The organism is Microbacterium sp. LWS13-1.2, assembly GCF_040144835.1.
Taxonomy (GTDB): Bacteria; Actinomycetota; Actinomycetes; order Actinomycetales; family Microbacteriaceae; genus Microbacterium.
Genome location: NZ_CP151632.1, coordinates 3,449,045 through 3,463,484 on the forward strand (window position 1 = coordinate 3,449,045; position 14,440 = coordinate 3,463,484).

General features: G+C 71.6%; 9 protein-coding genes. 5 read left to right on the top strand and 4 right to left on the bottom strand.

Translation table 11 applies throughout. The features are described 5' to 3' along the window. Positions 1 to 53: 53 nt before the first annotated feature. A complete protein-coding gene (locus MRBLWS13_RS15980; protein ID WP_349426318.1) occupies positions 54 to 1,058 on the top strand; it encodes an ABC transporter permease in 1,005 nt (334 codons plus the stop codon). Between the two features lie 43 nt (positions 1,059 to 1,101). Next, complete coding sequence (locus MRBLWS13_RS15985; protein WP_349426319.1) at positions 1,102 to 2,064, top strand: ABC transporter permease; 963 nt, start codon at positions 1,102 to 1,104, stop codon at positions 2,062 to 2,064. A gap of 173 nt (positions 2,065 to 2,237) precedes the next feature. Here MRBLWS13_RS15985 and MRBLWS13_RS15990 read toward each other — a convergent pair whose 3' ends face one another. Further along, on the bottom strand, positions 2,238 to 3,992 hold the full coding sequence (locus MRBLWS13_RS15990; RefSeq protein ID WP_349426320.1) for an ABC transporter ATP-binding protein: 1,755 nt from the start codon (positions 3,990 to 3,992) through the stop codon (positions 2,238 to 2,240). A 117-nt stretch (positions 3,993 to 4,109) separates the two neighbouring features. Here MRBLWS13_RS15990 and MRBLWS13_RS15995 point away from each other — a divergent pair, with 117 nt between their 5' ends. Both MRBLWS13_RS15995 and MRBLWS13_RS16000 read left to right on the top strand, forming a co-directional pair. Next, on the top strand, positions 4,110 to 4,865 hold the full coding sequence (locus MRBLWS13_RS15995) for a 5-oxoprolinase subunit PxpA (protein ID WP_349426321.1): 756 nt from the start codon (positions 4,110 to 4,112) through the stop codon (positions 4,863 to 4,865). Further along, a complete protein-coding gene (locus tag MRBLWS13_RS16000; protein WP_349426322.1) occupies positions 4,859 to 6,433 on the top strand; it encodes an urea amidolyase family protein in 1,575 nt (524 codons plus the stop codon). The genes MRBLWS13_RS15995 and MRBLWS13_RS16000 overlap by 7 nt, the downstream gene beginning before the upstream one ends. 19 nt (positions 6,434 to 6,452) lie before the next feature. Here the strand turns inward: MRBLWS13_RS16000 and MRBLWS13_RS16005 are convergent, their stop codons facing one another. The 3 genes from MRBLWS13_RS16005 to MRBLWS13_RS16015 form a co-directional block, all read right to left on the bottom strand. Next, positions 6,453 to 8,654 (bottom strand): caspase family protein, encoded by a 2,202-nt coding sequence (locus tag MRBLWS13_RS16005; RefSeq protein WP_349426323.1) that lies wholly within the window; start codon positions 8,652 to 8,654, stop codon positions 6,453 to 6,455. Between the two features lie 38 nt (positions 8,655 to 8,692). After that, a complete protein-coding gene (locus MRBLWS13_RS16010; protein ID WP_349426324.1) occupies positions 8,693 to 10,915 on the bottom strand; it encodes a CHAT domain-containing protein in 2,223 nt (740 codons plus the stop codon). 125 nt (positions 10,916 to 11,040) lie between these two features. Next, entirely contained in the window at positions 11,041 to 13,674 is a 2,634-nt protein-coding gene (locus MRBLWS13_RS16015) for a DUF4062 domain-containing protein (RefSeq protein ID WP_349426325.1), read from the bottom strand. A 193-nt stretch (positions 13,675 to 13,867) separates the two neighbouring features. On the opposite strand from MRBLWS13_RS16015, the gene MRBLWS13_RS16020 reads away from it, so the two are divergent. Further along, positions 13,868 to 14,194 (top strand): hypothetical protein, encoded by a 327-nt coding sequence (locus tag MRBLWS13_RS16020; RefSeq protein ID WP_163618826.1) that lies wholly within the window; start codon positions 13,868 to 13,870, stop codon positions 14,192 to 14,194. Positions 14,195 to 14,440: the final 246 nt, after the last annotated feature.

A 14,440-nucleotide genomic window follows, 5' to 3' on the forward strand; every position in this document is an offset into this window, starting at 1 on the left:
TCCCCTCGTCCGCTCGCCCGCGACCGCCGGTCGCCGTCCCCGGAGATTCCCACGTGCTACGCACCATCGGCAGGCGCCTCCTCCTGCTCGTCCCGACCCTGTTCGGGTTGACCCTTCTGCTGTTCTTCTGGGTGCGCGCCCTGCCCGGCGGGCCTGCCGTCGCCCTCCTCGGCGAACGGGCCACGCCCGAACGCGTCGCCGAGATCAACGAGCTGTACGGCTTCAACGAGCCGCTGATCGCCCAGTACTTCACATGGCTCGGCCAGCTGCTGCAGGGCAACTTCGGCGTCTCGATCCAAACCCAGCGACCGGTGACGGAGGAGTTCCTCCGCCGGTTCCCCGCGACGCTCGAACTCACCATGTTCGCGATCATCCTCGCGGTGGGCGTCGGCATCACGATCGGCTACTGGGCCGCGCGGAGGCAGGGGAAGCCGGCCGATCACTTCGCCGTCTTCGCCAGCCTCATCGGCATCACGATCCCGGTGTTCTTCCTCGGTGTGATCCTCAAGTGGATCTTCGCGGTGCAGTTGGGCTGGCTGCCGTCCGACGGCCGTCAGGATCCGCGACTGGATGCGACCCACTACACGAACTTCTACGTCCTCGACGGCATCATCACCGGGGAGTGGGATGCCGCGTGGGACGCGTTCCTGCACCTGATCCTGCCGGGCATCGCCCTGGCGACCATCCCGCTCGCGATCATCACCCGCATCACCCGCGCCTCGGTGCTCGAGGTGCAGAACTCGGACTACGTCCGCACCGGCATGGCGAAGGGCATCTCCCGCGGGACGATCCGCGGCCGGTTCATCCTGCGCAACTCGCTGCTGCCGGTCGTGACCACGATCGGCCTCCAGTTCGGCCTGCTGCTGTCGGGCGCGATCCTCACCGAGTCGGTGTTCGCGTACCCGGGCATCGGGTCGTTCCTGTACCGCGCGATCTTCAACCGCGACTACCCCGTGCTGCAGGGGTTCATCCTCTTCATCGCCGTCATCTACGCGCTCATCAACCTCGCGGTCGACGTGTCGTACAGCTTCATCGATCCGAGGGTGCGGGTGCAGTGATGACGCGCGCGCAGCTGATCAGAGACCACATCGGAGGTGCGGCATGACGTCCGCGATGCTTCCCCCCGCCCCGAGCGGCGGACCCGTCGACGACACCGCCGTCGACGACAAGGAGCTGCTCGCCGCGAAGACCCGCGGCGGCGGTTTCTGGCGCGACGTCTTCCGGCGCCTGCGCCGCAACCCGAGCGCCTGGGTCGGCGCCGTCATCACCGCGATCTTCGTCCTCGTCGCGATCTTCGCGCCCTGGCTGGCTCCCTACGGCCCCGAGGAGCTGCCGGGTCAGCAGTACATCACCCCCGGTCACATCCCCGGTCCTGGCGAGATCGAGGGCTTCCCGCTCGGCCTCGACCGCTTCGGCGGCGACATGCTCTCCAAGCTCATCTGGGGTGCGCGGGCCTCGCTCGTCATCGGCATCGTGTCGACGCTGCTCGGCCTCGCCGGCGGCATGATCCTCGGACTCATCGCCGCCACCTTCGGCGGCTGGGTCGACACGCTCATCATGCGCTTCGTCGACATCCTGCTGTCGGTGCCGTCGCTGCTGCTCGCGGTCTCGATCGCCGCGCTGATGGGGCAGACGCCGCTCGCGATCATGATCGCGATCGGGGCGGCCCAGGTGCCCATCTTCGCGCGCCTGCTGCGGGCGTCGATGCTGCAGCAGAGATCGAGCGACTACGTGCTCTCGGCGGCGACCCTCGGTCTGGGTCGCGGCCGCATCACGATGAGCCACGTCCTGCCGAACGCTGTCGGACCCGTCATCGTGCAGGCGACGCTCACGCTCGCCACCGCGGTCATCGAAGCCGCCGGCCTGTCGTACCTCGGCCTCGGCGGCGGCGTGCCGCAGACCGCCGAGTGGGGCCGCATGCTCACCTACGCGCAGCTCGAGCTGGCAGTGAACCCCTGGATCGCGATCCTGCCCGGCATCTGCATCACGATCACCGCGCTCGGCTTCACGCTGCTCGGCGAGGCGCTGCGCGAGGCCATGGACCCGCGCACCCGCGCCCGCTGAGTTCGCGTCGCCGCCGCGGCTCCACACCGCGAGACCCCAGTGGGTGGACGAGACCCTGGGGTTTCCCCACGGTCTCGTCCACCCACTGGGGTCTCGCCGAGGGAGGGCGGGGCGCGGGGGACGCCGGGCACCCGGGACGCGCCGGGCACGCGGCGCGCGGGGCCGGCGGGCGGTCAGACGGCGATGTCGAGCTCGTTGCCGGGGATCGAGGCGAGCAGGCGCCGCGTGTAGGGGTCGCGGGGGTTGGTGAAGATCTCCTCGGAGGATGCCGCCTCGACGAGACGTCCCTCCTTCATGACGCACACGTAGTCGCTGATGAGCCGCACGACGGCCAGGTCGTGCGAGATGAAGAGGTAGCTCAGCCCGTACTCGCGCTGCAGGTCGCGCAGGAGCGTCAGCACCTGATCCTGCACCAGCACGTCGAGCGCCGACACCGGCTCGTCGCACACGATGAGGTCGGGCGCGAGCGCGAGCGCCCGCGCGATCGCCACACGCTGGCGCTGACCGCCCGACAGCTCGGACGGGTAGCGGCGCAGCATCGTCTGCGGAAGCGCGACGTCGTCGAGCAGCTGCCGCACGCGCGCGGCGCGTTCCTTGGAGGATCCGCGCTTGTAGAAGTCGAGCGGCTCGGAGATGATCCGCTCGATCGAGAACATCGGGTTCAGCGACGAGTACGGGTCCTGGAAGATCGGCTGCACGCGCTGGCGGAACTGCTTGAGGTCGCCGCCCTTGAGCTTCGCGACGTCCTGGCCGTCGAAGCGGATGGATCCGCTCGTCGGCTCGAACACGCGCAGCACCATGCGCGCCGTGGTCGTCTTGCCCGACCCCGACTCGCCGACGATCGCCACGGTCTCTCCCCGCGGGATGGCGAACGACACGTCCTGCACTGCGGCGAACGGCTCCTTGGAGCCCCGGACGCTGTAGATCTTGGTGAGTCCCTCGACCTCGATGATGTAGTCCGGGGCGGGAGACGCTGCGGCGTCGGCCGGGCCGGCTTCGACAGCGCGATCCGCTGCGGTCGCCGCATCCGTCGCCTCCTCGACGGGGGCGATGTCGGGCTCGGGGCTCGCGGGCACGCTCGCGCGGAACACGTCGGGCCGCAGCCGCACCGCGGCGACCGAGGGGGCGGCCTTCACGAGCGCCTGCGTGTACGGGTGCTGCGGGTCCTCGAGGATCTGCCGCGCCGGGCCCTGCTCGACGATGCGTCCGCGGTTCATCACGACCACGCGTGCGGCGCGCTCGGCGGCGAGGCCCAGGTCGTGCGTGATGAGCATGACCGACGTGCCGCGTTCGCTCGTCATGCGGTCGAGCTGATCGAGGATCGTCTTCTGCACGGTGACGTCGAGGGCGCTCGTGGGCTCGTCGGCGATGAGCAGCTTCGGGTCGCACGCGAGGCCGATCGCGATGAGCGCGCGCTGGCGCATGCCGCCCGAGAACTCGTGCGGGTACTGCTTGGCGCGCTCAGCGGCGTCGGGCAGGCCCGCCGCGGCCAGCGTCTCGACCACCTTGCGGTCGACATCCCGGCGGGTGGCGAGGCCGTGCGCGAGGAGCGTCTCGGCGATCTGGCTGCCGATCTTCGCCACCGGGTTGAGGTTCGACATCGGGTCCTGCGGCACGAGCCCGATCGAGCCGCCGCGGATCGTGCGCATGACGCCCTCGGAGGCGCCGACGAGGTCTTCGCCCTCGAACATGATGCTGCCCCGGGTGACCTTGCCGTTGCCGGGCAGCAGCCCGATGACCGCCATCGCGGTGGTCGACTTGCCCGAGCCCGACTCGCCGACGATCGCGAGCGTCTCACCGGCCGCGAGGTCGAGATCGATGCCTTCGACGGCGTGCACCGGGCCGTCGATGGTCTGGAACTCGACGGCGACGTCGCGGACCTGGAGCAGCGGCGCCCCGGCCGCGACACGTTCAGTGGATCGGGCCATGCGCTCCATCCTGCCTGGCGGAGTCGTCTCGCGCATCGATGCGCGGTCAGCCTTTACGGATCCGTAACGCGGGGGCCCGCCGGGCCGGCGGCAGTCTTGCCGCAGTACCGTGGTGCCATGGCGGCGATCGACCTCAACGCGGACCTCGGCGAAACGGTCGGCGGCATGCCGACGGCCGACGACGAGGCGATGTTCGCGGTGATCTCGAGCGCGAGCGTCGCGTGCGGCGGACACGCCGGCGACGTCCCCTCCATGCGCGAGGCCGTTGCCAGGGCCGAGCGGTTCAGTGTGGCGGTCGGCGCCCACCCCTCGTACCCCGACCGTGCGAACTTCGGCCGCATCGCCGCGGCGATGGACCCGGCCGATCTCTGCGCCGCCGTCGCCGAGCAGCTCGCGGCCCTGGTCGCCGCCGGCGCCGACCTGCGCTACGTCAAGCCGCACGGCGCCCTCTACCACGCCGTCATCGGCGACCGACGGCAGGCGGATGCCGTCGCCCGCGCGATCGCCGACTGCTCGGCGCTGCTCGGCCGGCCCCTGCCGGTGCTCGGTCTTCCCGGCGAGATCGCCGAGGCTGCGGCATCCGTCGGTCTTCCGTTCGTACGCGAGGCCTTCCTCGACCGCGGCTACCTGCCCGACGGATCGCTCGTCCCGCGCACGCAGTCGGGCGCCCTTCTCGACGACCCCGATCTCGTCGTCGTGCGAGCGGTGCTCCTCGCGCGCGAGGGCGTGGTGGAGGCGATCGACGGGTCGCTCGTGGTGGCCGACGCGGTCTCCCTGTGCGTGCACGGCGATTCACCCGGCGCGGTCCATATGGCGCGCGCCGTGCGCGCGGCCCTCGACGCCGCGGGCGTGGAGGTGCGGGCGCCGTGGTGAGCACGCCGGCGCCGCGCGTCCGGCCGATGGGGGAGCGCGCGTTCCTCCTCGAGGTCGGCGCGCTCGACGACGTGCTGCCCCTGCACGCCGCGCTCGCCGCCGCGCGGCCGGAGGGCGTCGTCGACCTGGTGCCGGCGGCTCGGACCGTGCTGGTGCGGGTCGACCCGCGGCTCCTTCCGCTCGCGTCCGCTCGGGCGTGGGCGCTCGCCGCGGCGGCCGACACCGAGCCCGGTGGCGGCTCCGCCGGGCCGCTCGTCGAGCTCGACATCGCCTACGACGGGGCCGATCTCGACAGCACCGCGCTCCTGCTCGGCATCGGTGCCGATGACCTCGTGCGCCGTCATTCCGCGGCGGAGTGGCGCGTGGCCTTCACCGGCTTCGCGCCGGGCTTCGGCTACCTCGTCAGCGACGACTGGCCGTTCGATGTGCCGCGCCTCGACTCGCCCCGCACCCGGGTGCCCGCGGGGGCGGTGGGACTCGCCGGTGGATTCGCAGGCGCCTACCCGCGCGACACTCCCGGCGGCTGGCGGCTCATCGGCACCACCACCGCGCCGCTGTTCGATCCGGATGCCGCATCCCCCGCGCTTCTGGCGCCGGGGACCCGCGTTCGGTTCCGGCCGGCGGCGCGCGCCGGTGGCGGCGGCGCGTCGCCCGGAGTCTCCGGGCGCGTGAGCCCGGCCGCGGCGGAGGCGCCTGGCCCCGGCATCCGGATCCTCGAACCCGGCCTGCTGGCGACCCTGCAGGATCTCGGACGGGAGGGCGCGGCATCCGTCGGCGTGGCCGTGTCGGGAGCCCTCGACCGGGCCGCCCTGCGCACCGCCAACCGACTGCTCGGCAACCCCGAGGACGCCGCGGCCATCGAGGTCACGATGGGCGGGCTGCGCGCCGTCGCGGAGACTGACCTGTGGGTCGCGGTGACCGGTGCGTGGGGTGCTGTGCGCATCGCGGGGCTGGCGGCCGACCCCTATGCGGCGCATCCGTGGCCGGCGGGCGCCGAGCTGCACCTGGACTGGTTCTCACACGGGGCGCGCGCCTACGTCGCGGTACGGGGCGGCCTCGACGGTCGCACCGCCCTCGGCTCGCGTGCGACCGATCTGCTCGCCGGGCTCGGACCTGCAGCGCTCCGCGCCGGTGCCGTCGTGGGCGTCCGCGACGACGCCCGCACGCCGATCCCGGTCGCGCCGCCCGCGGCGTGGGGCGCACCGCACGATGACGAGCTCGAGCTCGAACTGGCACCGGGACCGCGCGCCGAGTGGTTCGCTCCGGAGGCGCTGACGACGCTCTACGACGCCGTGTGGACCGTCTCGAACCACGCCGATCGCGTCGGCGCACGCCTCGATGGGCCCGAGCTCGCCCGCGTGCGCACGGGGGAGCTGCCGAGCGAGGGCATGGTCCCGGGCGCGCTGCAGGTGCCGCCCAGCGGCCGGCCCACCATCCTCCTCGCCGACGGGCCCGTGACCGGCGGCTACCCGGTGATCGCCGTGGTGACGGCCGCCGGCCTCGACCTCGTCGCGCAGGCGCGGCCGGGCACCCGCATCCGGTTCCGGCACGCGCGCCCGCCCGTGTGAGGGGACCACCGAAGCCGGCTCACCTGCCTCCGGCCTCGAGCAGGTCGGCGGTTGCGCGGAGGATGGCCACGATCGCGGCGGTGCGCATCTCGGCGGGCGCGCGGTGGCCGTCCGTCTCGATCGCGACGGATGCCGCAGCAGGAGGCGCGTCGTGTACCGAGGACAGCAGCCCCCGCGCGTTCAGGGCTCCTGCCGCCGAGAGCATCGGTCGCTGCTCGTAGGTGTCATCGAGGATGTCGAACACCGCCGCGACGAACTCGCTGTTGGTCAGCGCCGGCGTCTTGGCGAACACGCTCAGCGCGGCCGACGAGAACACGCCGCGCCCGTTCGTCTCGAGCGCGACCTGGTCGGGCTGGCAGGCGCTGATCAGCACCTCCCGGCCGTCGGCCCGCTGCGCGCGGGGCACCGCGGCACGGTCGGTCTCGACCTCGACGACCCGCTTCCACGCGGCCATGCGGAACGCATCGGCAGGCGACGCCGCCCGCTCCTCGCGGAACGCCGCCTCCTCATCGGCGTCGAGCACCGTCATCCGCGGAGTCGCACCTGCGGGGATCTTCCGCGACGTGAACTCGCTCGGCGTGATCTCGCGGTTCACCGAGCCGGAGTGGCACGAGTCGAAGAAGAGCGTCACCGAGACGCCTTCGGGGATGGCATCCCAGATGGCGCCGAGGTCGTCGTCGACGATGAGCTCGCCGTCGCGGAAGTCGATCGGGCAGAGAGCCTCGTCCTTCGGCCCGAACGCGTCGGTCTCGTCGCCGTCGAGGTCGGGGACGAATGTTCCGTGCCCGGCGAACTGGATCGCGACGATGTCGCCGTCGCGCGCCGACGAGACCTTGTCGAGCATCGCCCGCAGGATCGTGTCGCGGGTGGCGTCCTTGTTGTGGATCGACTCCACCTTGAAGCCGGCGCCGGTGAGCGCAGCGGCCCATGCCTCGGCGTCCGCCACGCAGCCGCTCAGCGGGTCCCTCGGGTACGCGTCGATGCCGATGCACAGCGCCAGCTTGCGCGGCGCGGCACCGCGGGCGCCGGTCGGCTCCGGGCGCGGCGCAGGCGTGAACTCGCTGACCTCGCGCGTCCGGCGCGGGAAGACGGCAACGTGGTCGGTCTCGTCGCTGTCCGGCACGCCGACGACGCGCCGCGCGAGACTCATCATCGTCTCCTCGTCGTTGTCGAAGTCGCCGTGCGAGGTCGCCTGCGTGCTGCTGCGCCGGCCGCGGGCGACCGGACCGAGGACGAGGCGCTCGGAGGTGTCGCCGAGGTAGGCCATCGTCCGCCCGGAGCGACGCAGGTGCTCCTCGAGACCGAGGATCTCGGCATCCTTCTCCGCCTCGAATGCCCGCGAGACGAGATACAGGAGCGATTTGCGGTAGACCCCGGCCGTGTTGTCGCGCTTCTCCTGGTTCTCGTTCATCGTGAAGATCGACAGGTTCTCGATCTTGCCGGTCTCGGCGAGGGGCAGCAGCGTCGCCTCGAAGGTGTCGACGCGCACGGCGGGCGCGAGGAAGGTCACGCTCTTCACGCTCTCGACCTTGTCGTCGCCCTCGAACAGCCGCGGCACGAAGTGCGAGTGGTAGATCGACCCGGCGCTGTGCCCGGCGATGTGCAGCTCGATGGCGCCCGCGTTCGCAGCCATGTACTCCCGGAGCGCCGCCGCGAGCACGTACGCACCGCCTGCCGCACCGCCGTCGATGGCCGGAAGACATGCGCCGGCGGAGTCGAGCTTCATGTCGTCCCAGAACTTCCGGCCGCCGAGCACTCGTGCCGCGGCTTCCACGGCGAGATCCGTGAGGTCGGTGAAACCGCGCTTGCCGGCCTTGCCCCGGACCACGTCTTCGAGAGTGGTCTTGAACCCGCTCTCCCAGACGAGGTGGATGGGGTACACGCCGTTCTTCTTCCACCACGCGACCTGGCGCTGTGCGGTCTGCAGCCCCGCGGCCTTGTCGGTGAGCCCCCCGTGCGCCCAGATGAGCACCGGAACGGGCGCGGGCGCCTCGCCGGCCGGCGTCTTCTTCGCCTGCTGGTCGACGAACGCGCCGAGGTCGACGTCGATCATGCGCTTGACGTCCTCGGCCGTGGTCTCGAAGTCCTCGACGGTGCGCGGCTTGGCGCTCGCCGCCGTGGCGAGCCTGCCGTCCTCCGTGTGGACGACGTGCTTGCGCAGTGCCGTGAGCTCCGCGGCGCTGAGCGTCGCGCCACGGGCGGTCGCGGTGGTGTCGGGCATGGTGTCACGTCCTGTCTGCTGAGGGTGGATGGGTGAAGTCAGTGGTGGTCGTCACCGGCGTGGCCGCTGCGCACGAGCTTCGCGCGAGGGTCGGCGTAGACCGTGAAGGCGAGGGAGGTGAGATCGCCGGCCTCGCGCGCGGCGTGTCGTGCGGCGAGCACCGCCTCGCCGACGGTCGCGCCCTCGCCGAGCGTCTGCGCGTAGAAGGTGCGGACGAACAGCGCGGTCACGTCATCGCGCACCGCCCACGAGCACCCGATGAACACGCCTGCTCCGCCGCGGAGGAACGCCTCCGCGAACCCGCCGAGCCCGGTCGCGCCGGAGCGGAGCCGGCCCACGTCGCACGCGCTCAGGAACACGAACGGGGCGGATGCCGCGGCCTGCGGCTCGTCCAGTTCGGGCAGATCGCGTCGTGCGTCGGAGTCCGTGTACGAGGCCGATCCGTCGTCGTGATCCTCCGAGAACGCGGCGAAGGCGATCTCCTGCCCGCGTGGAGCGGCGTCGCGCCACCGGCCGTGCCCGGCGAAGTGGAGGAGGTCGAAGCCGTCCGCGATCGCCTGGCGGAAAGCGGCCGGGTCGTCGGCGGAGCGCGGACGGAGCGCCAGTAGGTCGCCGAGGGTCTCGATCTCCTCGCGGGCGCGCGGGAGGGTCAGGTTGTGATCGACGTAGTCCGGCGCGACCGCGACGACACGGCTGGTGTCGACGGGCAGGACCGTGGGTCGCGTCGTCCCGTACATCCACCGCGTCAGCCCGAGGTCGCCGAGGAAGTAGCGCTCCGGGTCGGGTCGCTGCGTGCCGACAGGCACGAGGTGCAGGATCTCCCAGGGGATGTCGAGTTCGCCTGACGTCTGCAGCACGAGTTGCGAGATCCGCCGCCGCCGGCTCCACAGCAGGGCGTTGACCTCATCGCCGAGGAGATCCTCCGCGATCCGGGCGCCGAGTGTGCGCACCTCGCGGCGGACGGTGTCGGCGGCCTCCTCGGCCTCGTCGGGGTCGTCCTCCACCGTCTGCCGATACGCCGATCTGATTTCGGCGAGGTCGGCGTAGATGCCCTCGACGTACGCGCTCTTGTCGGCGAGGCGCACCGAGTTCTTCACGACCGTCCGGCCGATCTTCGCCGTGATGAGCAGCTCGGAGCGGCCGCGCGAGATCGACTCGTCGATCACGAGGGTGGGGAGGTCCGCGATGCTGCGCGGCGGCGCGGCGACGGATGCCGCCACCACCCGCACGTCGCCGTCGGGGCCGTCGGCGTCGTCGGGGAGGATGGGGGTGCTCAGCGCCAGGACGGCGAGCGGAGCCACCACGGGCGCCTGGGTGAACGTGACGGTGATGTGGCCGCGCCCGGGTGCGTCGGGCACCAGCCGGAAGACGAGTCGCCGGGGGTCGTCCCCCTCCGCGGGCAGCGAGGTCGTGATGACCGACGGGGTGCCGTCGGCGAAGGCGAGGCCGCGCAGCTGCATGCCCACTTCGATGTCACGCGACGGGTCGAACCGTGCCCGGGTCTTCTTGTGCGCCGTGCCTGCCGTCGGGACGAGGTCCTCCAGCGACAGTCTGACGACGGCATCGAACGCGACGCCGGCGATGACGCGCGAGGGAACCTCCGCGTCGACGACGGTCGGGACCGGCGTCGCACCGTCCAGGCCGGCGGCCGGCGCCCCCGGCGCCGGCACCGGTGAAGCCGCTGCGGGCGGCGGCGCGGACGGGGCGGGAGCGGGCGGTGTCGGTGCGGCGGGTGCGAGCCCGGGGGATCGGCCGCCGATCCCACCGCCGATCCCGCCTCCACCCAGTGGCCCCATCTCGAATGCACCACCGGTCTCGAACTCCGGCACCGCGGGCGGAGGCACAGCCTCCGCGGCCGACTCGGGCCCGCCGCCCATGCCCATGCCGCCGACGGCGACCTGCTCCTCGAGCCAGGCGATGCCCGTCTCGAAGTCGCTCGCGACCACGGTCAGATGCAGCGTCTCACCGATGATCAGGTGGATCCGCGCCCCGTAGAGGTGGTCGCCCCGCCGCTCGAGGTGGATGAGCTCCGCGATCCCGTCGCGCACGGTGAGCGCGGCGTAGTGGACGTCGTCGCCGCCTCGGACGAGCACGGTCGCGACGGTGTCCGCGCGCGCGTGGAGCATGACATCGGCGAGCAGCGTGATGCCGTGCTCATCGGGCACGACGTCCGGCGGCGCCGCGTCGATGCGCACGTCGAGGGAGTCTCCGTCGCCGTCGACGTCGACTGTGCCGCGCGGCACGTCTGGAACCAGAGCCATCTCGACCCCCTCGCAGCGGTGCCCAGTCACCTTTGGATCCGAGGAGCGCAGTTCGGTGGACAGCATACGAGCACGCTTCTCACCGCACCAGAGCACCGCGTGCGCAGTGCTGATACGTCCTTCCCCTACCAGGTGCGCAGGGTGTCGGCGACGGTCTCCCACTCGTGTTCGGGAAGAGCGAGCTGCACGGCCTCGGCGACCGTGAGCTCGGCACCGGCGGCCTGCCCGGCTTCCACGCTCTGGGGGTCGTGACCGCGCAGGATCTCGAGATACGGCGTGTGCACCGTGAACGCCTCGACGTCGAAGATGCCGATCCGCTGCCGGATCTCGCCGGCCGCGACCGCCAGAGCCGCCGCCCGCCACGCCTCGCTGTGCGCGGCGGCGACGGCGCAGACGCCCTCGAGCCCGTAAGCGACGCCCTCCTCGTAGTGCAGCCGGATCGACAGCAGCAGGGTGTGCACGAACTCCCGCTCGGCATACTCGGTGCGTCCCAGCTGGAAGTTCAGACGAGCTCGCAGATTGCCGGCGACCGACGTCGTGAACAGGTCGCCGCGTGCCTCGGCGAGCGACGTGGCGCGATCGAAGTGCGCGAGGGCGTCGTCGGTGGCGCCCCTGACCCACGCGAGCCTGCCGAGCGACACCTCCGTGATGGCCTCCGCCCAGGTGTTCCCGCGCTCGCTCAGCGTCACGACCGCCTCGCGCAGTTCGGCATCGGCCTTGTCGGTGTCGAGGTGGGAGAACTGCACGCGCGCGGTCGCGCGCGCGGCGAGGGCCATGGCCGCGGCATCCTCGTCGCCGCTCTCCGTGAACAGCCGTACGCACTCGCCGAGCCCGGCGATCACCTGCTCGCTGGGCCGCTGCCACATCTCGCCCCAGAGGGCGAAGAACCACGCGATCGCGCGCGTGTGCTGGGTGATGGGCTGGTCGTGCTGCTTCTCGAGCAGTTCGAGCATCCACACCCGCACCTCGGCGAAGAAGCCCGAGATCCACCAGTAGATGAGCAGGCTCCACGCGAAGTCGCCGGCGTCGTCCAGCCGGTTCGTGTAGATGAGGTGGCGCACCGCGGCGCGCAGGTTCGGAAGCTCGAGCCCCAGACGCACGACCGCGTCGGCCTGCCCGCTGCCGCCGAGACCGGGCGCGATCCGCTGCACCAGGCCCCGGTAGTAGTCGGCGTGCGCGCGGCGCACCCGCACCGCGTCGCCGCGCTCCTTCAGGCGCCCCAGCGCGTATTCGCGCACGAGAGACAGCAGCGAGAACACGCGCCGTCCGCCGACCTCGCTCTGCTTCACGAGCGAGCCGTCGATGAGTGCGGTGAGCGCGTCGATCGCCTCGTCGCCCCACGAGCGTCCCTCGCCCAGCGCCTCGACAGCGTCGAGTGTGAACCGGGTCGCGAAGACGCCGAGATCTTCGAGCAGCTCGCGCTGCGTGTCGGGGAGCAGGCTCACGCTCCAGTCGATCGTCGCCCGCATGGTCTTGTGCCGGTCGGGCATATCCCGCACCGCCGCCGTCAGCAGCGGCAGGCTGCTCTCGAGACGCTCCGCGATGCCGGAAGGGCTCAGGATGCGCACCTTGGCGGCGGCGAGCTCGATCGCCAGCGGCAGCCCTTCCAGCCGGCGGCAGATGTCGGCGAGGTCGCCCGCGTTGTCTGCGGTGACGTCGAAGTCGGCGTCGATCGCCCGCGCCCGGTCCACGAACAGCGTCACGGCGGCGGACCGCGTGGCGCGATCCAGGCTCGCCGGACCTTCGCCGGCCGGGGTCGTCAACGGAGCGACCTCGAAGACGCGCTCGCCGCGGATGCGCAGCACGATGCGGCTCGTCACCAGGAACGTCGCCGTCGGAGCGACCGTGTACAGCCGCACCAGGACGGGGGCGGCATCCACGATCTGCTCGAAGTTGTCGAGCACGATGAGCACGCGGCGATCGGCGAGCGCGTGGGCGATGCGCTCCTCGAGCGCCGCTTCGCCGTTGTCGCGGATGCCGAGATAGTAGGCGATCGTCGGCAGCAGCAGTCCCGGCTCGAGCACGCCCTCGAGGAGCACGAAGTACACGCCGTCGGGGAACATGTCGCCGCACGCCAGCGCGGTCTCGATCGCCAGCCGGCTCTTGCCGATGCCACCGGGGCCGATCAGGCTCACCACGCGGTCGGTGCCGCGGGCGAGGAGTGTGCGCACGGCGTCGATGTCGGCCTCGCGGCCGATCGTCGGGGTGTAGGGGACGGGGACGCGTCCGATGAGGGTGGGAGCCTCGGGCTCCGGCTCGGCTGTAGCGGCGACTCGCGATTCGTCGAAGCGTTCGGCGAGGAGCATGGCGAGGTCGCCGGCGACGTGGTCTTCGAGGTCGGCGGCGGTGTGGAAGTGGAGGTAGGCGGCGGTGTCGTCGGCTTGGATGCGGGCGATGAGCTGGGTGAGGCGTTCGTCGCGGGTGTCGGTGTCTTTGACGTAGATGAGTTTGGGCATCTCGGGGGAGGCCAGGTTGTATTCGTCTTCGAGTCCGGAGACCGCTTCTTCGGGGGCGACCCAGCCGTAGCTGGCGCCGTAGATGCCGATGAACACGTCGCTCTGAGCGAGGTAGGAGCGGTAGAGGTCGCGGGGAGGGTGGGGGCGGGCGCCCAGCTCGAACATCACTGGCGCGAGCCGCAGACGCTCGATGGCCGACCTCACTGCTTCACGTTCGTCGGCGAGCTCGCGCAGGGTCGAGCTCACGAACACCCGGATCCGCTGGTCGGGCGTGCGGATCACGGGGGATCGTCCCCCAGTCATGACCACATCATGGACCTGTCCGGCCGATTCCGCCACGGTTTCAGTGCATCGGTGTATCGGAAGCGGTCGATCCTCCCCGTCGAGTCCTTCCGCTCGGCTTCCGTCAGGAGTATGGTGCGGCGGTGACGGCGCCGAAGGGGTCGCCGTTCGTCCGATCCGGGGCTTCGGACGTCACCATGGGGAGGGGAATGCGATGAAGAAGGTTTTGGCGTGCGCGGCGGTGGCGATCGGACTGGTGCTCGGCAGCGGCGGAGCCGCGATGGCAGGAGAGGCGACCGGCAACGGCGGTGAGGCGCAAGGCGCCAACAACTCCGCGTCGGAGTGCGCGTTCTCGGGGCAGGACACCATCGACAGTGTCGAGGGCAACCCCGAAGGCTTCGACGACGACATGCTCGCGATGCGGGGCAACCAGAAGAACGGCTACAAGGGCATCCAGAGCTACGGCATGTTCGTGAGCGCCGGCATCGACGTCGGCGTGAACCCGGGCATGGCCTGCCGAGGAAACCTCGGCAAGAAGTAGGCAGCAGCAGGTCGCGCCCGCGTGCTCCGGCCCTTGGGCCGGGTGCGCGGGTGCGTGCTGCGTGGGGTTATACCGCAGCATCCAAAAGTCGTCAAGGATCCGACTGGACACGGCGCGTCGTTCGACGTATAGTGGGTCTTTGCGCTCTTGGATTCCCCCTGCCCTCATATGGTGGTCGGCTGTGCCTGCGCCCCCCCGCGTTCACGCGAGGAGTGCCGCGCGGGTTTCGGGGAAGAGAGCACTCCA

What these genes read in the sequence shown, in the direction of transcription:
- MRBLWS13_RS16020 (WP_163618826.1), top strand. Translation starts at nt 13,868, where the DNA reads ATGAAGAAGGTTTTGGCGTGCGCGGCGGTGGCGATCGGACTGGTGCTC.
- MRBLWS13_RS15990 (WP_349426320.1), bottom strand. Translation starts at nt 3,992, where the DNA reads ATGGCCCGATCCACTGAACGTGTCGCGGCCGGGGCGCCGCTGCTCCAG.
- MRBLWS13_RS16005 (WP_349426323.1), bottom strand. Translation starts at nt 8,654, where the DNA reads ATGCCCGACACCACCGCGACCGCCCGTGGCGCGACGCTCAGCGCCGCG.
- MRBLWS13_RS16010 (WP_349426324.1), bottom strand. Translation starts at nt 10,915, where the DNA reads ATGGCTCTGGTTCCAGACGTGCCGCGCGGCACAGTCGACGTCGACGGC.
- MRBLWS13_RS15985 (WP_349426319.1), top strand. Translation starts at nt 1,102, where the DNA reads ATGACGTCCGCGATGCTTCCCCCCGCCCCGAGCGGCGGACCCGTCGAC.
- MRBLWS13_RS16015 (WP_349426325.1), bottom strand. Translation starts at nt 13,674, where the DNA reads ATGACTGGGGGACGATCCCCCGTGATCCGCACGCCCGACCAGCGGATC.
- MRBLWS13_RS15995 (WP_349426321.1), top strand. Translation starts at nt 4,110, where the DNA reads ATGGCGGCGATCGACCTCAACGCGGACCTCGGCGAAACGGTCGGCGGC.